The sequence below is a fragment of the Streptomyces sp. AM 2-1-1 genome, assembly GCF_029167645.1.
In the GTDB taxonomy this organism is placed as follows: Bacteria; Actinomycetota; Actinomycetes; order Streptomycetales; family Streptomycetaceae; genus Streptomyces.
In genome coordinates this window covers 6,879,416-6,901,301 of record NZ_CP119147.1, presented here as the reverse complement: position 1 = coordinate 6,901,301, position 21,886 = coordinate 6,879,416, and the positions used below count along the sequence as shown (strand labels likewise).

The 21,886-nt window shown below is 69.5% G+C and carries 20 protein-coding genes and 3 pseudogenes; 9 read left to right on the top strand and 14 right to left on the bottom strand.

What is annotated here, in order from left to right:
* The first annotated feature begins 209 nt into the window (after window positions 1-209).
* Window positions 210-911 carry a tectonin domain-containing protein gene (locus tag PZB77_RS29810; RefSeq protein WP_275495728.1) on the top strand — a complete coding sequence of 234 codons (702 nt, stop codon included), beginning with the start codon at window positions 210-212 and terminating at the stop codon, window positions 909-911.
* A gap of 387 nt (window positions 912-1,298) precedes the next feature.
* On the opposite strand, the gene PZB77_RS29805 is transcribed toward PZB77_RS29810, so the two are convergent.
* Entirely contained in the window at window positions 1,299-1,499 is a 201-nt protein-coding gene (locus PZB77_RS29805; protein ID WP_275495727.1) for a hypothetical protein, read from the bottom strand.
* Window positions 1,500-1,892: 393 nt separating this feature from the next.
* A complete protein-coding gene (locus tag PZB77_RS29800; RefSeq protein ID WP_275495726.1) occupies window positions 1,893-2,393 on the bottom strand; it encodes a cytochrome P450 in 501 nt (166 codons plus the stop codon).
* Between the two features lie 622 nt (window positions 2,394-3,015).
* Here PZB77_RS29800 and PZB77_RS31320 point away from each other — a divergent pair.
* Window positions 3,016-3,450 (top strand): annotated as a pseudogene (locus tag PZB77_RS31320) (transposase); the annotation flags it as partial.
* A gap of 353 nt (window positions 3,451-3,803) precedes the next feature.
* Here the strand turns inward: PZB77_RS31320 and PZB77_RS29790 are convergent.
* The 4 genes from PZB77_RS29790 to PZB77_RS29775 all read right to left on the bottom strand — a co-directional run bounded on the left by PZB77_RS29790 (window position 3,804) and on the right by PZB77_RS29775 (window position 8,763).
* Window positions 3,804-5,063 carry a nucleotide sugar dehydrogenase gene (locus PZB77_RS29790; RefSeq protein WP_275495724.1) on the bottom strand — a complete coding sequence of 420 codons (1,260 nt, stop codon included), beginning with the start codon at window positions 5,061-5,063 and terminating at the stop codon, window positions 3,804-3,806.
* A gap of 349 nt (window positions 5,064-5,412) precedes the next feature.
* On the bottom strand, window positions 5,413-6,009 hold the full coding sequence (locus PZB77_RS29785; RefSeq protein WP_275495723.1) for a hypothetical protein: 597 nt from the start codon (window positions 6,007-6,009) through the stop codon (window positions 5,413-5,415).
* Window positions 6,010-6,016: 7 nt separating this feature from the next.
* Window positions 6,017-7,879 (bottom strand): NAD-dependent epimerase/dehydratase family protein, encoded by a 1,863-nt coding sequence (locus PZB77_RS29780; protein ID WP_275496279.1) that lies wholly within the window; start codon window positions 7,877-7,879, stop codon window positions 6,017-6,019.
* Between the two features lie 119 nt (window positions 7,880-7,998).
* Window positions 7,999-8,763: a phytanoyl-CoA dioxygenase family protein gene (locus PZB77_RS29775; RefSeq protein WP_275495722.1), complete on the bottom strand. Its 765-nt coding sequence runs from the start codon at window positions 8,761-8,763 to the stop codon at window positions 7,999-8,001.
* A 628-nt stretch (window positions 8,764-9,391) separates the two neighbouring features.
* On the opposite strand from PZB77_RS29775, the gene PZB77_RS29770 reads away from it, so the two are divergent.
* From PZB77_RS29770 to PZB77_RS29760, 3 genes are all read left to right on the top strand, one after another.
* Window positions 9,392-10,045: a hypothetical protein gene (locus tag PZB77_RS29770; protein ID WP_275495721.1), complete on the top strand. Its 654-nt coding sequence runs from the start codon at window positions 9,392-9,394 to the stop codon at window positions 10,043-10,045.
* Between the two features lie 177 nt (window positions 10,046-10,222).
* A complete protein-coding gene (gene asnB, locus PZB77_RS29765) occupies window positions 10,223-12,034 on the top strand; it encodes an asparagine synthase (glutamine-hydrolyzing) (protein WP_275495720.1) in 1,812 nt (603 codons plus the stop codon).
* Between the two features lies 1 nt (window position 12,035).
* A complete protein-coding gene (locus tag PZB77_RS29760; RefSeq protein WP_275495719.1) occupies window positions 12,036-13,361 on the top strand; it encodes an MFS transporter in 1,326 nt (441 codons plus the stop codon).
* Between the two features lie 15 nt (window positions 13,362-13,376).
* Here the strand turns inward: PZB77_RS29760 and PZB77_RS29755 are convergent, their stop codons facing one another.
* The 4 genes and pseudogenes from PZB77_RS29755 to PZB77_RS29740 form a co-directional block, all read right to left on the bottom strand.
* Entirely contained in the window at window positions 13,377-13,589 is a 213-nt protein-coding gene (locus PZB77_RS29755; protein ID WP_275495718.1) for a hypothetical protein, read from the bottom strand.
* Window positions 13,590-13,661: 72 nt separating this feature from the next.
* Window positions 13,662-14,081 carry a relaxase domain-containing protein gene (locus tag PZB77_RS29750; protein ID WP_343299910.1) on the bottom strand — a complete coding sequence of 140 codons (420 nt, stop codon included), beginning with the start codon at window positions 14,079-14,081 and terminating at the stop codon, window positions 13,662-13,664.
* Between the two features lie 22 nt (window positions 14,082-14,103).
* Window positions 14,104-14,337, bottom strand: a pseudogene (locus PZB77_RS29745) (LysR family transcriptional regulator); the annotation flags it as partial.
* The gene (locus tag PZB77_RS29740) at window positions 14,334-15,191 is read right to left on the bottom strand and encodes an SDR family NAD(P)-dependent oxidoreductase (protein WP_275495717.1); all 858 of its coding nucleotides are present in this window, start codon (window positions 15,189-15,191) and stop codon (window positions 14,334-14,336) included. The gene PZB77_RS29740 and the pseudogene PZB77_RS29745, both read right to left, overlap by 4 nt.
* Before the next feature lie 169 nt (window positions 15,192-15,360).
* On the opposite strand from PZB77_RS29740, the gene PZB77_RS29735 reads away from it, so the two are divergent.
* Window positions 15,361-16,215, top strand: coding sequence for a helix-turn-helix transcriptional regulator (locus PZB77_RS29735; RefSeq protein WP_275495716.1), 855 nt, complete (start codon window positions 15,361-15,363; stop codon window positions 16,213-16,215).
* 671 nt (window positions 16,216-16,886) lie between these two features.
* Window positions 16,887-17,381: a hypothetical protein gene (locus PZB77_RS29730; RefSeq protein ID WP_275495715.1), complete on the top strand. Its 495-nt coding sequence runs from the start codon at window positions 16,887-16,889 to the stop codon at window positions 17,379-17,381.
* A 215-nt stretch (window positions 17,382-17,596) separates the two neighbouring features.
* Here PZB77_RS29730 and PZB77_RS29725 read toward each other — a convergent pair.
* From PZB77_RS29725 to PZB77_RS29715, 3 genes and pseudogenes are all read right to left on the bottom strand, one after another.
* Window positions 17,597-17,999 (bottom strand): annotated as a pseudogene (locus PZB77_RS29725) (ABC transporter ATP-binding protein); the annotation flags it as partial.
* A 36-nt stretch (window positions 18,000-18,035) separates the two neighbouring features.
* A complete protein-coding gene (locus PZB77_RS29720; RefSeq protein ID WP_275495714.1) occupies window positions 18,036-18,527 on the bottom strand; it encodes a GNAT family N-acetyltransferase in 492 nt (163 codons plus the stop codon).
* A gap of 134 nt (window positions 18,528-18,661) precedes the next feature.
* A complete protein-coding gene (locus PZB77_RS29715; protein WP_275495713.1) occupies window positions 18,662-19,081 on the bottom strand; it encodes a DUF1992 domain-containing protein in 420 nt (139 codons plus the stop codon).
* A gap of 210 nt (window positions 19,082-19,291) precedes the next feature.
* Here PZB77_RS29715 and PZB77_RS29710 point away from each other — a divergent pair, with 210 nt between their 5' ends.
* A complete protein-coding gene (locus tag PZB77_RS29710) occupies window positions 19,292-19,888 on the top strand; it encodes a hypothetical protein (protein ID WP_275495712.1) in 597 nt (198 codons plus the stop codon).
* Window positions 19,885-20,727 (top strand): hypothetical protein, encoded by an 843-nt coding sequence (locus PZB77_RS29705; protein ID WP_275495711.1) that lies wholly within the window; start codon window positions 19,885-19,887, stop codon window positions 20,725-20,727. Before PZB77_RS29710 ends, PZB77_RS29705 begins: the two co-directional genes overlap by 4 nt.
* A 148-nt stretch (window positions 20,728-20,875) precedes the next feature.
* Here the strand turns inward: PZB77_RS29705 and PZB77_RS29700 are convergent, their stop codons facing one another.
* The gene (locus PZB77_RS29700; protein WP_275495710.1) at window positions 20,876-21,685 is read right to left on the bottom strand and encodes a tyrosine-protein phosphatase; all 810 of its coding nucleotides are present in this window, start codon (window positions 21,683-21,685) and stop codon (window positions 20,876-20,878) included.
* Window positions 21,686-21,886 lie beyond the last annotated feature (201 nt).

The following is a 21,886-nucleotide window of genomic DNA, read 5'->3' as shown; positions in this document are numbered from 1 at the left end:
CTGCGTCGATCCCCCTGGGGTGGGACAGCACATCAGGCCAAGATGCCGGCAGCTGGCCGGTCCGATCGTCAGGCGGAACGGGAGCGCGCAGCGCCAAACGTTCATTTTCAGATCATCTTGTGGGATCAGTCCGAGTATTGGCCCATTTAGGCGACCTAGTCTGCGACCGGCCCTGAAGGCGGGGCCCGAGCGAAAGGAACAAGGTCGGCATGGCTCATTGGAAGAAGATCGCGGGCGGTCTGACGGGGATCTCGGCGGGGTCGCGGTCCAACGTCTGGGGTGTCAACGCGAATGCGCAGATCTACCGGTTCACGAACGACGACGCCACGCCGTGGCACGGCGTCCCCGGCGGCCTGACCGACATCAGCGCCGCGGCCGACGGCACCGTCTGGGGCGTCAACGCCAACGCCGAGATCTACCGCTACACCGGCGACCAAGGCACCACCGGCCACTGGAAGAAGATCGCGGGCGGCCTGGTCAAAATCTCCGCCGGGTCCCGCTCCAATGTCTGGGGCGTCAACGCCAACGGACAGATCTACCGGTTCACCAACGACGACGCCACGCCGTGGCACGGCGTCCCCGGCGGCCTGACCGACATCAGCGCCGCAGCCGACGGCACCGTCTGGGGCGTCAACGCCAACGCCGAGATCTACCGCTACACCGGCGACCAAGGCACCACCGGCCACTGGAAGAAGATCGCGGGCGGCCTGGTCAAAATCTCCGCCGGGTCCCGCTCCAATGTCTGGGGCGTCAACGCCAACGGACAGATCTACCGGTTCACCAACGACGACGCCACGCCGTGGCACGGCGTCCCCGGCGGCCTGACCGACATCAGCGCCGCAGCCGACGGCACCGTCTGGGGCGTCAACGCCAACGCCGAGATCTACCGCTACACCGGCGACCTGCCGTAAACGGAGTCAGCCTCAGCCTCTCGCCCCGCCGCCGACTCCCGGCGGCGGGGCGACGCCGCCTCGAGAACGATGCGCATAGATGGGCGTCTGCGGACACGGGCGACCAGCTCGAGGACGTGAAGCAGTCGATGGACAAGCTCTGCCGCAAGCTACCGGACGGGTGAACGGCTTCCACCACACCATCAGGTGGGGCGTAGCCTTCTGCCTTCCGACCGACCCTGGGGTGTTGAGCATGAGGGAGATCTGCTGCGGAGACGTGGGTGGGGCCTGCACGACGAGGACCTCGGGTGGGGATGACCAACGTCCAGCGCTGACCACCTTCGTCGCTCTGCGGGCGGGCCGGCTGACCCGCCTGTCGCGTTTTCGGGTTTCCCTGAGGAGGGGGTGCTACAGCTCGTCCGCGCGCAGGTCCCTGACCCACCGCCAGACGCCTGCCGGGTCCGGGGCGTAGAGGGAGCGGCCTCCGGGGCAGGTGCCGTGGTCGCTGATAACGGCGGTCCACGGGTCGTCGTCATCAAGGAGCACGGGGACTCTCTTCCCGTCCAGCGAGCCGCCGTGCAGCTCGACCTCGATCGTCTCGTCCAGCACGCCACCGTAGGCTCGGGCCGTCTCCGCGCGGGGAGAACGGCCCGAGAACAGCGGCAGCGTGCGCGGCCCACCGCCGCTTCGGCCCCGGCTCACTCACCCAGCCTGCCGCGGTGTGACCGGCCTGTGCGCGTCCAGGCCCTTTCTCCTCCGCCCCACTCCTCCTCGCGGCGGCGACCGCGGCACTACGGCCCCGCTGGCCGCAGCCCGGACGGGAACTCGCCACAGTCACCGGCGCCAAGTCCGGCCGACGGCGGGGCGCTGTCCCCATAGCGAATGGCGCACCTGCTTCTTGTCGGCGGTCACGGCCTGCACTGTGAGTGGCTGCGCGGAGATGGCGCGGTCGGCTGCCGGCTCGCGGCTCGGCAGGGCGTATGTTTCGGGCCGGTCGCCCGATCAGGGGTGCAGGCGCGCGGGCAGTGCGGTCAGCTTCCAGGAGTTGGGGTGGGCCTCGCGGACCAGCTCGTCCGGCGCGACGACCAGGGTCAGATCCGGGAAGCGGTCCCACAGCGCTTCCCAGGCCACTTGGGCCTCCAGGAGGGCGAGGTGGTCGCCTATGCAGCGGTGGGGGCCGTGGCCGAAGCCGACCTGCGGAGAGCCGGATCGGGTGCGGGCGCGGGTGATGTCGAGCCGGTCGGGGTTGGGGTGAGCGCGGGGGTCGCGGTCGGCGGCGGCCAGAACCGGCAGGACCGCCTCGCCCTTGCGGACGAGGCATCCGTTCAGACGGACTTCTTCGGTCACGTAACGGGGCAGGGCGCGCGGGGTGGGGCCGCACCAGCGCATCAGTTCCTCGGCGGCGCTGGGCCCCAGAGTGGGGTCGTGGCGCAGCAGGGCGAGTTGGTCGGGGTGTGAGGAGGGCCGCGATGCCGTTGGCGATGAGGTTGACGGTGGTGGCATGTCCGGCGAAGACGAGGTTGAGGATCAGGGCGACGGTTTCGGTGGCGGTGAGTGGGTCGTCGTGCGCGGCGGGCAGTGCGGAGAGGAGGTCGTCGCCGGGGTGGGCGCGGAGGTGGTCCATGATCGCGTGTGCCGAGGCGCTCATGGCGTGGAGGGCTTCGCCCAGGGTGCTACCGGTGCCGCCGTCGGTGAGCACCGCGCTCCAGAGCGACCAGTGCGGGCGCTCCGCTTCGGGGACGCCGACGAGCTCACAGATGACGGTGATCGGCAGAGGGTAGGCGAGGCGGGGGATCAGATCGACGCCGTCCGGGCCGGTGTGGGCGGGGGAGGCGTCGAGGAGGGTGTGGGTGATGTGTTCGATGCGGGGACGCAGCCGGGTCACGCGGCCGGCCGTGAACGCCCGGACCACCGTGCGGCGCAGGCGATGGTGTGCGGGTCCGTCGGTGCCGAACAGAGCGGCGCGCAGGTACTTCACCTCCTTGGGGCGAGCCCCACGGGTGCGCCACAGCTGCTCGATGCGATGCTCGGGTTCACTGCCGGGCACATGCGAGGGGTCGTTCACGAACCGAGGATCCGACAGCACTTGGCGCACTTCTTCTTTCCGCCTGGCCCACCCAAGGGCGGCCGGCCGCCCGAGCACGGCGCCGAGTTCGTCTTTGGTGATCCCGCAACCTGGGGCACCGAGCAGGCCGTGACGACCACGGACACCCGGCTCCACGAGAAGGCGGCCGCGCAGGCGTGGGCCCGACCGCACCCGCGGTTGACCCGCCGGGCCGCATGGCTCGACCACGACGGCCCGCTGCCCCTCATCAAGGGCACCGTCATCCGGCTGATCGTGGAGAAGCTGCCCAGCGGCGGGGTCAACAAGCCGGTCTGGCTGTGGTGGTCGGGCACCGGCGCCACCTCGGACGACGTGAACCGCTGCTGGCAGTCCTTCCTCCGCCGCTTCGACATCGAGCACACGTTCCGCCTGTTCAAGCAGACGCTCGAACGGACCCAGCCCTGTCTTCGCAGCTCCGAGGCGGCCGACCGGTGGACCTGGCTGAGGATCGCCGCCCAGCCACGACGTGAGCAGAGTCATTGCCACCGGCGACGAGTTCAACCGACCCGCCCACCACAAAGTCGCCACACACCCCGACGCGTCACGCCCGTTCCGAGCTGACCGGCGGCTGTCAATGCCCAGTGACCATGCGGTCAAGCAGGATGGGCAACATGGACGCGAGCAGAAGCCGGCCCCTTGAAGACCTCGTGCACTGGAACGGTGAGCTCTCTGAACTCATTGGAATGCCCGTCACGGCGAACCTGCATCGGCCACCGATGCCGAAGCAGCCGAACGTTGCACGGCAAGTTCAGGGCGTGTCTTCAAAGGGTCCGCGCACTCGTTGACATCGCCTGCGGCAGACCGCGACGCTACAGGCGGGCGACGTGCGGCTGCGGACGAGCCGAGCCACGGGTGTCGAGGAGCAGCGGGGCATGGGTCTCGATGTGATCCATGTCGAAGGTGGTGTGCTGCTGCAGGAGGATAGCGAGGTCGGCTCGCTCCAAAGCGGTGGTCAGATCGCGATCCTCGGTGACCGGCGTGCCGTCGACTTCCCAGCCGTGGATGTAGGGGTCGTGGTATACCACCTCGGCACCTAGGGTCCGGAGCCGTCGGGCGACATCGCGGGCAGAGGTTTCGCGCTGGTCTGAGATATCCGCCTTGTAGGTGACGCCCAGCAGCAGGACGCGCGAACCGCTGAGTGTGCTGCCGTTTCGATCGAGGAGTTGCTGGGCCCGCTCGACCACGTAACGCGGCATGCGAGTGTTGATCTCCTGCGCCAACTCGACCATGCGGAAGGGGTAGCCGAGGGTACGGACCTTGTGAGCAAGGTAGTTCGGGTCGATGGGAATACAGTGCCCACCTACGCCAGGTCCGGGGTGGAACGCCTGGTAGCCGAAGGGTTTGGTGGCGGCGCAGGAGATGGAGTCCCACAAGTTGATACCGAGTTCGTGGCAGAAAATCGCCATTTCGTTGACCAGAGCGATGTTGACGTGCCGGTAAGTGTTCTCGATGAGCTTAGCCATTTCGGCTTCGCGCGTTCCCGCAGCCTGGACGACTTGGTCGATGAACTTCCCGTAGAAGGCGGCAACGGCGGCGGTGCAGGCGGGGGTATAGCCTCCGACGACCTTGGGGGTGTTGCGGATGCCGAAAATCTTGTTTCCGGGGTCGACCCGTTCCGGTGAGAAGGCCAGGTGGAAGTCAGTTCCCGCGGTGAGGCCTGATTGTTCGAGGATGGGTTTGACCACCTCATCGGTTGTTCCGGGATAGGTGGTGGACTCCAGTACGACCAGTGTGGCGGCATGTAAGTGGCGGCTGATCGTCGCGCATGCGCTTTCGACCATGGACAGATCCGGTCCACCGTGCGTTGAGAGCGGGGTTGGCACACAGATCACGACGGTGTGGGCGCCGGCGATAACGCTTTCGTCGGTCGTTGCCGCGAAGCCTTGTGACAGCATGGCTTGAACGGCGGTGTCGTCGACGTCGTCGATGTGCGAGACGCCGCTGTTGAGCTGCGCGACGGTAGGTGCGTCACGGTCCAGGCCGACAACGGTCAGGCCGGAGCGGCTTGCTTCCACGGCCAGAGGCAGGCCTACGTATCCGAGGCCAATAACGACAAGATCGCTGCGCACAGGTTGCTGCCTTTCGAGTGAATGGGGTTGAGCTGACTCAGTTGCTGAGGACGGTGGAGGCCAGGGCCAGCACGACGACCTGCCCCAGGTTCTTGTTCGTCTGCCTCGCGCTGGTGGTGTGCCCGTGGGGGTGCCGTGGGCCGTGCGCCGTGGGAGAGCGACAGGACGGTGACGTGCGAGTCGAGCAAACCCATGTCGCCCGCAGCTAAGGGCATAGCCACGTCGGCGCTGAGAGGCGGCAGCCGGGGAGGCTTCCCAGGAGGGTGAACGCGACGGAGGCCGCCGTGATCGGCGCGCCGGCAATGACCAGGCGATGCCGAGCAACGTACTGGAGCACTCTTCCCTGCACTCATGAAGTTGCCGCCCACAGGACCGCTGATGCGGTGAAGGCCACTCCGACCATGACGGTAGGGCCGTCCCGATCCGTAATCAGCGTCAGGGGCGGCGGCCCGGCCAAAAAAGGGAGGACCCAGCTCGTGCTCATCATGGCGAGCGTGCAAAGGCGCAGGTGCTCCGGGTAGGAGTGGCCGATCGCTGTCGCCATCGAAACTGCGACCGTACCGGCGGCCCGACCGTCTACGAACCTGCCGATCGCCCGTTGCCCGATCGACACGCTGTTGGCCGGCACCGGAAGCGTCACCACGGACAGGACCATGCCGAGCGCCGGCGGGCGCGGGGTCCCTGCCTGGTCTGACCAGTGTCCGCCCAGGCCACCGCCGAGCAGGGTCACTGCCATGAAGCAGCCCGCCACCATGGGAAACAGCGGCACGCCGTCCAGGTCCCGGGCAGCGGTCGGCGAGATGGGCACCACGGCCAGCGCGGCGAATCCCGTCAGGGACATCACTACAGTGAACGCGGTGGTGGCCTCAGCGTTGGGGCGGGACAAGATCCCAGCCTGTGCGGTGCTGTCGGGCTGGAGAAGCTGCTGTGGTTGTTCCTCAGGCATGGGCCGTCTACCGAGACCGGCGGAGGCCGAGACCGGCGAGATCATCGTGGGTGTCGCAGGCCAGCCATTGGGCTTGAGCCCTGGCTCCGCTGCGGATGTCGGCCGAAGCCACCCAGCCGGTCTCGTCCGTGATCAGGGTGGTGGACATCGTGGAGGCGGGCGGTGGGGCGTCGGCAGCCTGTTCCCAAGGAGTGAGCCGGGCTGTCTGTGCGGCCAGCTCGGCCAGTTCCATTTCGTCGAACTGGGCGGAGGCGACGTTGTACACCGGGGACTGGGCGGGCAAGGCGAGGACTGCGGCGAGTGCCCCGGCGACGTCGCGGTGGTCAACGAGCTGGTGCCGTCGCCCGTCGAGGAGAGCCATGGGGCGGCGCGTCCAGGCTTTCAGCATCCAGGTGGCGAGCACACCGTTCAACGGTGCATGCGGTCCCACCTGCTCAGCCAGACGCATGATCTGCACCGTGACACCGGTCCTCTTACCCCAATGTAGATATTCTTGCTCCTCGTCCCACCAGGCACGGGCCTCTGCGTCCGTAGGTGGCGCGGACAACGTGTTCTCCCTGCATACGTCAGTGCTTTGATTGCGGTAGACGGCTGCTGAACTGATATGGAGCAGACGCTGAACGCCGAGCTTCTCGGCCGCCATGAGCGTGCTTGTTACCGTATGAGGGCTGCACTGCGGGTCGCCCAGATGGACAACGGTGTGCACTTCCTGGTGGGAAACGAGCCGCTCGGCGTACACCGAGCGGCAGCCTTCGTCGCCGAGCAGACGGACCAGATGCTCACCGAATGCCGGGTTGCCGCCGGTGACCACGACGTCTGCGGGAAGGGAAGGCATCGCTCCGTCCTGGGCGCGGCGGGCGGTTCTGCCTGCTTCGAAGGCTTTCGTCGCCAGATCCCTGATCCGGGGGATCATAGGGAGGAGTTCGGCGTCCGTGTACTCCTCGCACAGCCCTCCGGGACCGAGGGACTCCATGACGGCGCGGGCTGTGTCAGGGTTAGGGTCTTGCTGTGTCAGGCCCGCGACCACCACGCCGGTGGCGAAGGCCGTGAGCCATGCCTGCCGGCGCACCGTTGCAGGCAGCCCTTCGCCAACTGGGTTGCTCAGCCCGGCGAAGCCGCTGTCGCAGCGTTCGGCCAGGCCAATGCGTCCCAGGTAGCGGTCGGTGTCCAGGTAGTCCCAGCGCGCCCCGTATCGCACCGCACACTTGGACTCGCCGTACTGGTAGAACGGCACCACGTCGAAGTCGGCGCACGCCTGCGAGGTGACGGCATCGGCTTTCTCGGCGAAGTACGTGGCCCGCCGCCAGCCGTGCTTGCTGTTTCCCGCCAGGCTCGGAACGTCGTCGTGGTCGACCGTGCTGGGAACGGCTATCCTGACTCGCATTCCCAATGCCTTGAGATAGCGCTGCATGACGACGTCATAAGGCCACCCGTCACCGTGTTGCGCAGCGAACTTCGCGTAGCCTCGCGCTGCTTCGGCCGGCAGCATCAGAGCCAGCGACGGGACGTGTTCATCGATCGCATACCCCCATTGCGCTCCGGTGAGTGCTCCCAGCCTCACCACACCGCTGTTTCTCCCTTCCCACCCCTCGTAGAAGGCGACCGCCTCGTCGGGGACGGCGGCTGCGACCGCTTCCACGTGAGAGAAGAAGTCGTCAGCGAGAAGGACGTCGTCCTGGAGGACGATGTGATGCGTTGCCGTGGACCCGACGCAGTTCCATGAGGGATTCGCGGTCCGCAGTGCGGTAGGAGGGCCCGTCGGGTCTGGGTCGGTGACCACCTGAATGCGGCTTTTCGGGTCCTTCGCTGCTACTTCCCCGGCTGCAGCGATTCTCCGGGGGTGGGTCATCACTGCGCCTGTCAGCGTCATGACGTTCACGGCGTGCCTTTCTGGCCACTCGAGGCCGGGCCGGCGTATCGGCCGGCCCGGCCGAAGGAGGAAGGAAGGTGTTTGCCCGGGCGTCCGCCCGGATGGCTGTGCCGTTGTGGTCAGTCCTTGGCCGCGTCGGAGTTGCGCACCTGCCGCACGTTCTCGTTGAGGCCGTGGTCTGCGCCGCGCTCCCGCTCGAGCTTGATCATCGCGGCGGGTCGGTAGTTGAGGATGTACGCCCTGCGCAATCCGTTGGTGGTGTTGCCGCGCGAGTAGTGGAGCGTTGTCCCCGAATGCGCCGCTGCTCCGCCTGCCCGCATGGGCACAGGAGTGGCACCTGACTCGTCCTCGGAGCAGTCGCACTCGATGTTCTTGCCGTCGCTGGTGGGGCGATGAGGGCGCAGCGGCTGCTGGTGGGAGCCCCGGACGTACCACATGCATCCGTTGTCGAGATCAGTGTCGTCCAGTGCGACCCAGATGGAGACGGCACGGCGGTCGGGCATGTCGACCCAGTAGGCAGCGTCCTGGTGCCACGGGGTCGCCACCCCGGTGTGTGGCGCCTTGTGGATCATCATGTCGAAGTCGAGTTCAGCGTCCGCGCCGATCAGTTCGCGGGCCACGGACAGCGCTTTGGCGTGGAGGGGCAGGTCGCGTAACGGCGGGTGGAGGGCGGAGGGCCACATGATCTGTGTGATGTTCTCGACTACTCCCTCCTTGCGCGGCACATGAGATCCGAGATCGGACCTCTTGTCCCCGGATTCGATTTCTCCGCTCAGGAGACGGTCGTAGATGTCCCGGTACACCTCCAGTTCATCGGGGGAAATGACCTCCCCCACTACGGCGAAACCGTCGTCTGCGAACTTCTGGGCAACATCGGAAACCACCTGCGTGGCCAAAGAAAAACAACTCCTTGCGTTTATTTGCGGCAATTTTCTGGCGCGGTGCGCAGCACCGGGGAATGCACTCGCGGACATGGAGAAGGCACCCTCGGCATGGTCTAGACCTGCAGGGCCATCGGAGCATAGGAGCCGCTTCGGAAGCGGGTCAAGGTCGTTTACCCAGGGATGGAGTGCCAGGGACAGCGACTCCCCGACGCGTTGCGGAGATCATCACCGCAGGTCACGGCGATGTCGATACATCCCCAGCCCAGCAAGGTGACTGGGGCAACCAATCAACCGGAACGGCATGATCTTTTCGGGTGGCGGCTGAAATTCCTCTCTTGGCAGATGCCGTTGCAGCGTTGATGATCCTTCCAGGGCCTCGCAGGACCGCCGCCCCGTGTCGCCGACATTGGCGTCGATGCGCCCTCAAAAACAGGCGCGCGCCGGCGAGAAGGCTCGCCCTTCGCGTTCTCTCAGGTGACACAAACTGAGCATCGGGCTCGCTGGAAGAGGCGGCGTGGGGGCGAATCGCCCGGTATCGATCGCGCCGTCACGCCGTACTCGCGCAGCGCGCTCACTGTCCTCGTGGCCCTGTATTTGCTCCACGTACGCCCCAGCTACGGAGAAGCACATGAATGACACCCTGCACGTACAGGCGGCCGTACACCGCAATCCTTACGCGTACATGCTCACCGACGCCGAGCTCACCGAGGTGCTGGCATCCCTGGGACGCCGCCGGGCCAAAAGCATCCTCCGGAGCCGCACCGCCGCCCCGGGTGAGGCCCCGCGCGGGCCCTACCCTCGGCCGGCCATGGGATTCGTCATCCTCGACCCGACGCTCGACGTGCAGACGGATGCCGCCTCCTCAGTGCTGGGAGCCGTCACCGTGGGAGACCAAGCGCGCGGATTCCTCCCGAAAGCAGCCGCTAAGGCCGCTGCCCATAGGCGCACAGGCCACAACAATGGATCGTCCGTCCACACCGATCCGCATCTGCTCGGTACCGGCGCCTTCCGCTACGGCCACTCGGCGGAAGTCCGGGGCCTGATCGTCGCAGCCAGTTCTCAGACCACCGACCAAGACCTGTTCGAGGCGTCACGGCTGGCCGCCGAGTTCATCGAGGAGATCGCCGCGCACCACCGTGCCTACGAGTGGCGCCAAGGCGAGACGGACTGGCTCTCCCCCGACGACCAACCCCTGGACCTGTACAACGAGATGGTCAGCTTCTTCCCGAGTGGAGCGGCACCCGAAACCGTCGGCCCGGGCCTGCGCGCAACCGCCTCTTGAGCAGCATCGCGCGCTTCCCGAGGAGCTGCTGCACGTGAGCGGGGGCAGAAGACCCGCCTCGCCCGGCTGGTAAGCGCAGACCGGGCAACCCGAGAACCTGGTCATCCTGGAGCGGATGGAGACCCTGGCCTCCGGATCCTGACCAGCCTCAATTCCCAAACTGAAAGGTCCACTTGCATGTCAGCGATAACCGGATGGGTCGACTTCGCGCACGCCGCCGGGGCACCCGACCCCATAGGTGTCATGACTTCGGCACTCGCCGGGCGCGGTCCGGGCGGCGAAGGGCTCTGGCGGTCGGCCCACGCCGCGCTTGGGCACCGGAGCACCTCCACGTCCAGCACACAGCCGCTGGCCACCAACGGCACCGCGGGGAGCGGTACTGTCGTCACATACGCTGGGCGCCTCAGCAACGCGCAGCCGCTGCGCGGCCAACTCCGCTCTCTTGGACGTGAGTTCACTCACGACGGCTCCGGCGGTGACGCGGAGGTAGTACTGCGCGCATACGAGCAGTGGGGCGAGGAGTGCGTCGAGCGGATCGAGGGCTCGTACGCCTTCGCCCTCTGGGACGAGCGCCGCGAGGAGCTGCTCCTCGTACGCGACCGGATGGGCGTGAAACCGCTGTTCTACGCGCCGATGGAGCAGGGAGTCCTGTTCGGCTCGGAACCGAAGGCGATCCTGGCGCACCCCCTGTTCACGCCGTCCGTCGACGCTGGCGGGCTCCGCGACATCCTGTCCATCGCCCGGGTGCCTGGGCACGCGATGTTTCGGGGGATGCGCGAGGTACGGCCCGGGTGTGTGGTGCGGGTCGGGCGGGAGCACCGGCCGAGTGAACGGACGTACTGGGCACTGCGGGCCGGGGAGCACACGGATGGCCTGGACAAGACCGTTACAACCGTGCGGGAGCTCTTGGAGACGGTGATCTCGGAGCAGTTCGGACCCGGCGGCGAACCGCCCGCATCGCTGCTTTCCGGCGGCCTGGACTCCAGCTCGCTGACGGCGCTCGCAGCCCGGACGGCAAGCGGGCTCGGAACTGGGCCGGTCCGCACCCTCGCTGTCAACGACCAAGGTGCGGACGGCACGTCGGGCAATGACGACCACCTCTACGCGCGCGTGATGGCCGAGCACGCCGGGACCGATCACCACGAGATCTCCCTTGCGGGCCTCGACCTCCTCGACCCGCGGCTACGCACGGACGTCCTGGCCGCGTATGACATCCCGATCAACAAGGGCGATCAGTACGCCTCGCTGCTCAGCCTGTTTCGCGCCGCCCGCCGGCACGCTCCCGTCGCTCTCTCCGGTGAACTGGGGGACGACGTGTTCGGCGGCTACAACTGGCAGCGCTTCGACCGCTGGGTGCACACCGACACATTCCCGTGGGTCGCGGAGGGCCGCAGCCGCTTCAACGGCATGGCCACCGTCTTCGACGCCGGGCTGCTGGCGAAGCTGGACCTCGCCGCGTATGAGCAGGACTGCCATCGCGACGCGATCGCCGAGCTGGGAGTGCGCGAGGCCGTCGCCGATCCCGCCGAGGCGCGGCACCGGGAGGTCACCTACCTCGCCCTCACCCGGCACGCGCGGGTGCTCTTCGACCGGCTCGACCGGCTCGGTATGGCCGCGGGCCTGGACATCCGGGTGCCGTTCGCCGACCCGCGTCTGCTCGCGTACGCCTTCGACATCCCCTGGTCGATGAAGTCGCACGACGGCCGAGAGAAGAGCGTGCTGCGCGCCGCCGTCCGCGACATACTGCCGGAGCAGGTCGCGATGCGCGTCAAGACCCCCTACCCGAACCTGCGGGACGAGACCTACGACCGTGTCCTCCGGGAGCGTCTCACCGCCGTCGTACGCGCCGGGGACAGCCCCGTTCTGCCACTGCTCTCGGACGGCCTGCGGCACGGAGCGGCCCTGGACGGGGTTGGCCGGCCGGTCCTGGAGACCGCGCTGCAGCTAGGCGACTGGCTGAAGACGTACGGCGTACGAGTGGAGCTTTGAGATGACCGACTCCGCCTCCGCCCCCACGCCCGCATCCGCTGTGCCTTCGTTCCGCCCGCCGCTGTGGACCCGCAACTTCACGCTCTACTTCACGGCCCGCATCGCCTCGCTGCTCGGCGACGCGATGCTGCCCGTCGCCCTCTCGGTGGCGATGCTGACGTTCGGGTACGGGGTGAGCGCCGTCGGGTACGCCCTGGGCGCCTGGATGGGGGCGTTCGCGCTCTTCGTGGTGTTCGGCGGTGTCCTGGCAGACCAGGTCCACCCGCGGCCGCTGATGATCGCGGCGGACGCTGTGCGGTGCGCCCTGATCGGTGCGACGGCCTTCGCCTTCGCGATCGGGCGGCCTGAGCTGTGGTTCATCATCTGCGTGACGGCTCTCGGCGGCCTCGCCACCGCAATGTTCCAGCCGGGGGTGAATGGGCTGGTACCGAAGGTCGCCGCCGATCCGCAGAGTGCCAACGGCGTACTGCGGGTCGCCCAGGGCATCTCCACCATGGCAGGGCCCGCGCTCGCCGGACTCCTCGTCGCGGCGGCCTCCCCGGCCCTGGCCTTTGCGGTGACCGCGGGCACCTTCGCGGCCAGCGGGCTGAGTCTGCTCGCGCTACGCCTGGGCGCCTACGAGATCGACCGTTCTGCCTCCACCCTTGAGAATCTGAAGACCGGCTGGTACGAATTCCGGTCCCGGTCCTGGCTGTGGGCGGTCGTCCTGATCTGGTGGGTGCTCGGCGTCTTCGTCTGGGGCCCGATCGTGCCGCTCGGCGCGGCCTCGGTCACCGGGGCGCATGGGGTCGCCGCGTTCGGTTACGCGGAGGGCGCGTTCGGCGCCGGGTGCGTGCTCGGCGGCCTGGCCGCCATCCGGATCCGTCCGGCGCGGCCGCTGTTCGGCGGGGCGGTCGCGATGTTCCTGTTCCCGATGATGCCGCTGTCCGCAGGCCTCGCCCCGGACCTCGGACTGCCGGTGCTGCTCCTCGGGTACGCGGTCAGCGGGAGCGGCTGGGCGTTCTGGGGCGTGCAGTGGGCGACTACCGTGCAGACCCAGATCCCCGAGGACCGCCTCAACCGGGTCTCCGCGTACGAGATCGCGGGATCGATCCTCGCCGTCCCGCTCGGCCAGGTGATCGCTGGCCCGGCCAGCTCGCTCGTGGGCATCCATGAGCTACTGCTGCTCGCAGCCCTGATCAGCACCGGGTGCGCGGCGGCACTTATCGCCACGGCCCCGATCCGGCGACTGCGGCGCGCGAAGCCCGTGGCGGACGGGTCCCCCTCGCCCCGCCTCTGGCCTCCCACGACTGAAGGAGAAGGAACATGCCCAAGCCGTACCGCATGACGTGATCGGGAGCGCTTACCTCGGCATCCCCAACGCCGCCTGTATGACAAAGGCGCGGTCGGCGATGTAGCTGTCGATGCCGGGCACGTACGCGCGGCCGCGCAGGGTCTCCATCAGGGGCCGGCGCGCTTCGGCCAGGACGTGGCGGCGGGCGAAGATGTTGCGCACGGTGAAGACGACCGCGGCGACGTCGACGATGGCGAGCGCGGTGTCCACGCGCGGCCTCACCCCGGACCGGATCAACTTCCCGGCCGCCTGGCACCGTTGAAGGGAGCCCGTCGACCGTCCGCTGCCCGAACTTCAGGAGCGCGGAGACCAGCCGCCACGCGACCAGCAGATCCATCGGGCGCGGAGAGTCTTCTTCTCCGGGCGGGTCTCGTGCGCCGCCCACCACGCCAGACCGTGGCGGGCGCGCTCGCCCGGCAGCCGGCCATGCTTCTTCACGTAGTCGTCGGTAATGCCCTCCAGGACGTCCTCGATCCGCCGGCGGCGGGTGGCCGACCGGTCGATACGCTTCTGGTCGACCCCGGCTGTCTCCATCAACGGGCGAAGGCCCGGCGTCATCTCCCGGGGCACCGTCGCCGGCCCGAGCTCTTCGCACACCTCGGTCGTCATCTGGAGGGTGTAGAGCGTCCCGGCCGCCACGACATGCTGGTACAGGCATACCGTGTCCAGCGCGTACCAGGAGCCGTCAGGGCGCTGCCCCCGGTTGGCGACCAGACAGTGCTCATGCAGAGGGGAACAGCAGGGTCGGACCCGCGGGTGTGAAGCGCACTCTGTCGGGGTCGCGTTCGAACAGGACGGCGCCCGCGCTTCCTTCGAGGGAGGCTGCCTGGCGTGAGACAGCCGACCGGGTGTAGCCAAGCTGCGTGGCTGGTGCGGTGAAGCTGCCGGACTCGGCGATTTGCCGCACGACCCGCAGTCCTGCACCGGAGATGTCCCGCTCTGGGCCCCTGCCGGAGCCGGGGCGGCTCAGACGCTGGTTCCGGTGAGAGCGGCGGTTGCCTGCCAGAGCTTCTCGGCGACGGCCTTGTCCAGGCCGGCCCGGCCGGGCTTGCGGACCAGTGGGGAGCCCGTGAAGCCGAACAACCCGTCCGGACCGACGTAGGCGTTACGGGGAACGTCTTGCGTGGCCGCGTACAGGAGCGGCAGCGCTCCGTGCTCCACGTCCTGGACAAGGAACGGGAGCCGGTTGACGAATCTCAGCGGCGAGTGCGTCACCAGTCCGGTCCGTGCGACGCCCGGGTGAGCGATCACCGAGCGGACATGGCTGCCCGAGGCGGTCAGGCGGCGCTGCAGCTCCAGCGAGAACAGCACCACGGCGAGCTTGGACGCCTCGTAGACGGCCAGCCCGTTGTACTTGCGGATACGCCAGTCGAGGTCCTCGAGGTCGATCCTGCCAAAGCGGTGCAGCTGGCTGGAGACCGTCACCACGCGGTCGGTCAGCCGGGGCAGCAGCAGGCTGGTGAGCACGAACGGCCCGAAATAGTTCGTCGCGGTCTGAACGTCCAGGCCCTGCGCGGTCCGCGCCGCCGGGATGTCCATCACCCCCGCGTTGTTGACCAGAACGTCGAGGGCGCCCGTGTACGACGCCGCGAACGCGTGTACCGAGTCCAGGTCGGCGACATCGAGGTGGCGGACATCGAAATCTCCGCGCATACCGGCCACTGCGCGGCGCGCCTTGTCGACGTTGCGCACGGCCAGCACCACGTGGGCGCCGGCTCCCGCGAGTTCGCGGGCGGTCACCAGGCCGATCCCCCCGCCGCCACCGGTGATCACCACCGTCACGCCGGTCATGCTCGGCAACCGTTCCGCGGTCCATTTGGCCATAGTGAAACTCTCCAGAGAATCTCTTACCGGCTTCCTGACGTCGTCCAGTACAAAGGGCCTGTGCCAGCGGATGAAGGACCTGCCCAGCCACTGAATGGCAGGGCGTGGATACCCGCGCCCGCCTGCCGGACAATCAGGTGGAGACACGCGGCATACGAGGTGGGGGCACATGGCGGACACGGCACTGGACGGTGAGGGTCTGGCCCACTTCCTGCGCGGACGCCGGGCGTCCCTGCAACCCGAGGACGTCGGGCTGCGCCGCGGTATGCGACGGCGCACGATCGGGCTGCGCCGGGAGGAGGTCGCCGAACTGTGCGACATGTCAGCCGACTATCTGGCCCGCTTGGAACGCGGTAGCGGCTCCCAGCCGTCGCAGCAGATGGCGGCGGCCATCGCCCGGGGCCTGCGCCTGACCCCGGACGAACGCGACCACCTGTTCCTGCTGTGCGGTCACCGGCTCCAGACACGGCACCTGCGCGAAGCACACATCAGTCCCGGCCTGCTGCGCGTCATGGACCGGCTCCAGGACACCCCGGCACAGATCGTGGGCCCGGTCGGTGAAACGCTGCAGCAAACGCCGCCCGCCGTAGCCCTGCTCGGCAACGAAACGCACCACACCGGCCCGGCACGCAGCGCCCTCTACCGGTGGTTCACCGACCCTCTCGCCCGCCATCGTTACCTGCCCGAAGACCACCATCAGCACAGCCGCGTCCATGTCGCCACCCTGCGCGCCGGCGCCACCGCGCAAGGGCCTGGGTCCTCAGCCGCGCTGCTCGTGGCCGCCCTGCAACACAACGAGGAATTCGCTGAGCTCTGGAACCGCCACGAAGTGGGATTGCGGTGGAGCAGCGCCAAACGCTTCGTCCATCCTCAGATCGGACGCATCGATTTGTACTGTCAGACACTGCTCGACCCTGACCAGGGACAGTCCCTGCTCATTTTCACCGCCACACCCGGCACGGACAGCCACGACAAGCTCGCTCTGCTGACCGTCGTCGGCGCTGACACATTCGCAGGCTCCTGACACTGTCGAGCCCCCGGGTTTCGTAGAGGGTCCGCCGCGCCTGCCAGCGCGGCCGAGGCGAGGAGCTGGCCCAATACCGCCTCGTGGCGGGCCCGCCTCGGCGCGCTCCGTGGTGTCCGGGTGGTCCACTTCACCGCTCCCCCGCCGCCGAGCTCGTCGGGCACGGCGCCCGCGCGGCTCCGCAACTGGCGCCGAGTGCACTGGACCCTCAGCGCCCGCGTCCACCTCCTCGACGAACACGGCAGGCTCTCCAGCCCTTTCTGCGGCCCCCACGCCATTGAGGGCGAGACGTTCACCCGGCGATGGTCCCGTGTGAAGGGAACCGGGATCAACGAATACCTCCTCCCCGCGTTCCGGCCGGTCGGCCGTCTACGCGGTGGGCCCGCAGCAGGCCCTGACCACCACCAACCCTTCCCCGCGCTCCAGGGGCGCACCCGTGCGTGGAGAAAGGCCCTCACGAATGGTGGCCAGGCATCCTGGTGCAAGCCGGGCCCGGGCCGCCCGAGTTGGCCAAAGCAGGCCCTGGCCCGGGATGGCCGCCCTACGATTGGTGCCTCCGTACTCGCCGGGAGGCTGCTGTGTCACCACACCGTCCCGACTACCCGCCGAAGACTCTGCCGCCGCCCAAGCGGCCCCTCCAGCCTCCACCGCCGGACCTGCAGACTGCCCCTGTGCCCGCTCCGGTCACGATCCGCGGGCGGTCCGTACGGAACTGGGCTGTCACCCCGAGCCCTGGCGCCGCCGCCCGCGTGGGCCGGGAGGTCGCCGCGGCACTGCACCAATGGGGCTACCGGCCGAAGGATGACCAGGTCCAGCATGCCGTCGAGCTCCTGCTGCGCTCGGCGGCGCGGGACGGCGGTCGGCGCGTCTCGCTGCACCTGGCCGACGACGAAGACCACGACCGGGTGATGCTCCTGGCGCTCAGCCACCGGCAGAACATGCTGCCGAGCGACGACGGTCAGGCGCTCCGGGACGCCGAACACATGCGTGCCCTGGCAGCACTCGGGATTCGCGATATCGGTATGGAGACCGCGCCGAGCGGGCGCCGGTGGTGGGCGGGGCTTGATCTCCCGCGTCCCGGCCACCTCGCAGAGCTGAGCGAACGGCGGCCTCGTGGGCTGTCTCGCGGACCCAGGAAACTGGAAGGCCCTCCGATCCCGGCCTGATTCATGCGCCCTCACTCTCCCTGCCGTACAGGGCACCTTGCTCAACGGTTCGTACGCCCGTCCTTGACCGGGCGGAGGTTCACCCGCTCGTGGACCTTCTCTCCGCGAGCCGGACGGTGACCCGACGACCGTAACCGTGAGGTCCTTGACAGCGCACCACGTCTCGAACCCGGCTTTGCCCTGCGCCCCGGCGCCACCCTCGGGGTTGTAGGGGCCGCCTCCAGCTCCACCTCGGCGGTGCGGGCGAGATAGCGCTCGGTGGCGACGCGCTCGACCTTCGGTTCGAGGCGTCCCGTCCCGGCGGTGGAAGCGGCCCGCAACAGCGCTCCGGCCAGCGCGGCGAGGGCCACCACCCCGAGCGCGGGTGCGGCGGCGCGGAGCCGGTCGGCGGTGTCACCGCTCTCCAGCAGACGGGCGAGAACGGCGTTGACGGCGACCAGGGCGACAGCCTGGACCACTCCCCGGCCGACCGAGCCGGAGGAACGCGTCGTCGTGCTCGCTGAACCCCATGTCGTAGCGGAGCGGTCCGCCGAAGAGCGACTCCTCCGACGCGGACACTCCGTCCGGTGGTGCGGATTCGCGGTCACGTGCGGGCCGACGGGCCGTTGGACGCTTCATGGGCCACCCCGGGACCACTTCCCGGGCGGAGGCGGCTCAGACGATGGGGAGCATCAGTTCGGGCCGGTCCCACATGACGTACGGGGGCGTGGCGGCGACCGTACCGGTGCGTTCGGCGCCGACGCGGCGGTAGAAGCCCTCGGCAGGCGGGTGGGCGACCACCCGTACGGCGTCGAGGCCGGCCCGGGCGGCCTCCTCCCGCAGGTGCTCGACCAGCCGCCGGCCCACCCCGTGGCCCTGGGCGGTGTCGGAGACGAACATGAGGTCCAGCTCACCGAGGCCGCGGCGTCCACCCGGATCGAGTACGAGGGAGTAGAAGCCGAGCACCGGCCCTTCGGTCCCGGCCACCGCGACGAAGACCCGGTGGGACTCGACGTAGTCGGGCCCCACGCGGTACCCCTCGACCATGGGCGCCCAGTGGCCCTCGTACGCGCGCGAGGTCCTGACCAGGCGCGTCAGACGCTTGGCGTCCCGGGCCAGAGCCCTTCTGATGTGGGGCGCACCGGTGTCGGCGCCGCTCGCGTTCATGGGGCGAGTATCGCCCGGACCGTCGTCCGGTGGATGCCGGCGGGCTCCGGTCCTGCAGTCCGGGGAAGGCGGAGATACCCCGCGTGGCCCGCCGCGACCGGCGGCGCGGCGACCGGGGCGCCACCGTGTCCGCGTCAGGCGGACCGGCGCCCTTCTTCGGCCCGGGCCGTGCGCCACTCCTCGACCGCCCGCTCGACGTCGAACCGCCCGACGGTGAGCGGCGGGCCCGGCGGTGGCATGCGTACGGCCTCGTCGATCTTCTCGTTGACCGCCACGAGGAGCTCCCGCACCCGGCGTTCGGAGACCGCCCCGGCGACCGCGCGGCGGACGTCCTCCACCTCCTTGCGCAGGGCGAGCGCGGGCGGCAGGACCGACAGGCCCTCACGCCGCATCTTGTCCTTGATCCACCAGTCCTCGTCGTAGGCGCGTTCCAGCCCGGGGAGCGGTTTGCCGAAACCGGGCAGGGAGGCGAAGTCACCGCGCTGCTCGGCCTCGTTGATCTGCCGGTCCACCCAGGACTCGAAGGGGACCGACGGGGGCTTGCGTTCGGTCACGGCACACACCTCTTTCCGTACTCCGTCCACGTCCTTTCCACGATACCGAGCGCACGTGTCGAAACGGTGCTGTCTCGAACCGCCGGTCGGGGGTACACGAGTTCACGCACCCCGCTCGGCCGGATCAACCGGCCGGCGCCCGGACCGGGAGGAGTTGACCACCGTGCGAGAGAACTGCGTGTCGGACAGCGAACGGCGGGAGCCGCGATCATGACGACCGTACTGATCATCGTCGGCGTCGTCGTCCTCGCTGCGATCGCCGGTTATCTCCTCCTGCGTGGACGGGCGACCGGCGGCGCGGGTCTGAAGCGCCGCTTCGGACCCGAGTACGACCGGGTCCTCGCACGCCACCAGGGCGACACCAAGCTCGCGGAGCAGGAGCTCGGGGAGCGCGTGAAGCGGCACGGTTCGATCAGCGCTCAGCCGCTGTCGGCCGAGGCCCGGGAGCAGTACACCGCCCGCTGGACCCGGGTGCAGGAGCGGTTCGTCGACGCTCCCGAGGAGGCGGTCGCCGAAGCCGGTGACCTGCTCACCCGGCTTTCCCGGGACCGCGGCTTCCCGGAGTCGGGCAGCGTGGAGGACCGGGCGGAAGCCCTGTCGGTCCACCACCCCGCACACGTCGACGCCTACCGCCGGGTGCACACGGCGCGCGACAGCTCCGGCGGCACCGAGGAACTGCGCAAGGACCTCGTCGAGGCCCGCGCACTCTTCGACGAGCTGCTGGGCGACCGGACGACGGCGTCGTCCGGCCAGAACCGGACCGGTACGGACAAGCAGCACCACGCGAAGGGAAGTGTGACGTCATGACTTTTGGATCCTCCACGAACGGCGAGCGGACCGACGAGGCGGCAGACGCCCGCCGCACGGACGACGAGACGCGCACGGCGGCGGCCGCCGAGCGCTCCACCACGGCCACGGGCCCGAAGAGCGCCGCCGGCCCCGAGCCGGTACACACCCCCGGGACCGACGGGTCCGCTTCGGCCGACGGGGTGAAGGCCCCGGTCCGCGAGACGACCGGGCGGGAGACCACCGGCCGGAAGACCACGGTGCCGGAGACCGCCACGACCAGTGCCGGCCCCACCCGCGGTACCGACCGTGACCTCGGTACCGACCGTGACCCCGGTACGGACCGCGCCGACCGTACGGACCGTACGACGACGGCGACGGCGACGAGCACGAACACCGGAACCCGCACGGCCACGGACGCCAGGACCGACTCGGCGCACGACGACCGCTCGGCGACGGCGAACGCCGACCGTACCGGCGCCGTCGGCGCGACGAGGGGCACGGACCGCAGCGGTTCGGCCGGTACCGGAACGCGCCGCGACTCCTCCGCCACCTCCACGCCCGGGCACGACCGTGACGGGGCCCTGCTCGCGGGCGCCGGCCACGACGAGCTGGAGCAGCGGATGCGGCACGCGGTCAGCGACTTCGTCGAGGACCCGCAGCGCGCGGTCCGGGAGGCGGGAGCCACCTTCGACGCGGTCACCGAGAGCCTGGTCAAGGCGCTCGCCGAGCGGAGCTCCGCGCTGCGCTCGGAGGAGGGTACGGACGGCAAGGGCGAGCGGACCGGTGAGCGGACGGAGCAGCTGAGGATCGTGCTCCAGCAGTACCGCGACCTCACCGACCGCCTGCTGGCGGTCTGACCTCCGGCGCCTCGCGCCACGAGCGGCCGGGAGGCACGCGGACACCTCGTCCACGTGCCTCCCGGCCGCTCCCGCGTGCGCCGGAGGGAACGGCCGGCGTCGACGCGTCCGGTCGCGCCCTGTGGCCGGCCACGCCCCGGGCCCGTTGCTACACCGGTACGCCGACGGGGGCGGTCAGCTCCTCGCGCAGACGCAGCACCACCGGCTCCGGCAGCCTCAGCCCGCTGCGTACGTAGCCGTCGAGCCCTCCCCAGCGCTCCTCCATGGCGTCCAGCGCCACCTCGAGGTAACGCGGCCGCGCCTCGATGACGGCGGACGCGATCGCCGGGTCGCCGCCCGCGTCCAGGAAGCGCTGCACGGAGGGGGCGAAGGCGAGGCGTACGGCGGGATTCACCGCGAGGAACTCGGCCCGTACGGTCTCCCGGGACGCGCCCAGGATCATCAGCAGGACCGCGGTGGCCCACCCGGTGCGGTCCTTCCCCGCCGTGCAGTGGAAGAGCACCGGCCGGGCCGCCGTGTCCGCGGCCGTCTCCAGGAAGGCGCGGTAGGCGGCCGCCGCGCCCGGAGAGAGGACCATCTGACGGTAGGTCTGGGCGAACACCTCTTCGGCCCTTCCGCCGCCCAGGGCGGCTTCCGCCGCCGCCGGATCGGCGAGCAGGGCTCGGAGCCGGGCCGGGGCGACTCCCGGATTGCCGCCCAGCACGTCGGCGACGAAGAGCCTGGCTCGGGGTGGCAGCCGGTCGGGGGCCCAGTGACGCTCGTCGGCGGTGCGCAGGTCGACGACGGTACGGACACCGAGCGCGGCGACCGCCATGTCGTGTTCCGGGTCCAGTTCGCTCAGCTGGCCCGCACGCAGGAGGATCCCCTGCCGCACCCGCTGGCCGCGGCCGAGGGCGATGCCGCCCAGATCCCGCAGATTGACGACGGTGGTGGCCGGGACGGCCCGGGCGGTCTGCACGATGAGCTGCCTCTTTCCCGACGTTCTACGCATTCCCGTATCAACGTCGCACGGCGGAGATGATTCGACAACGGAAGGTGCCGGTGTGCCGGTGGGCGGAACACCGCGGCGGAGCCGATGGGCGCCGCCGTGAACCGGCCGGCGGACGGAGCCGACGCCTCGGCTCCGTCCGACACGATCCGCCACTCCGGGACCGTCCGT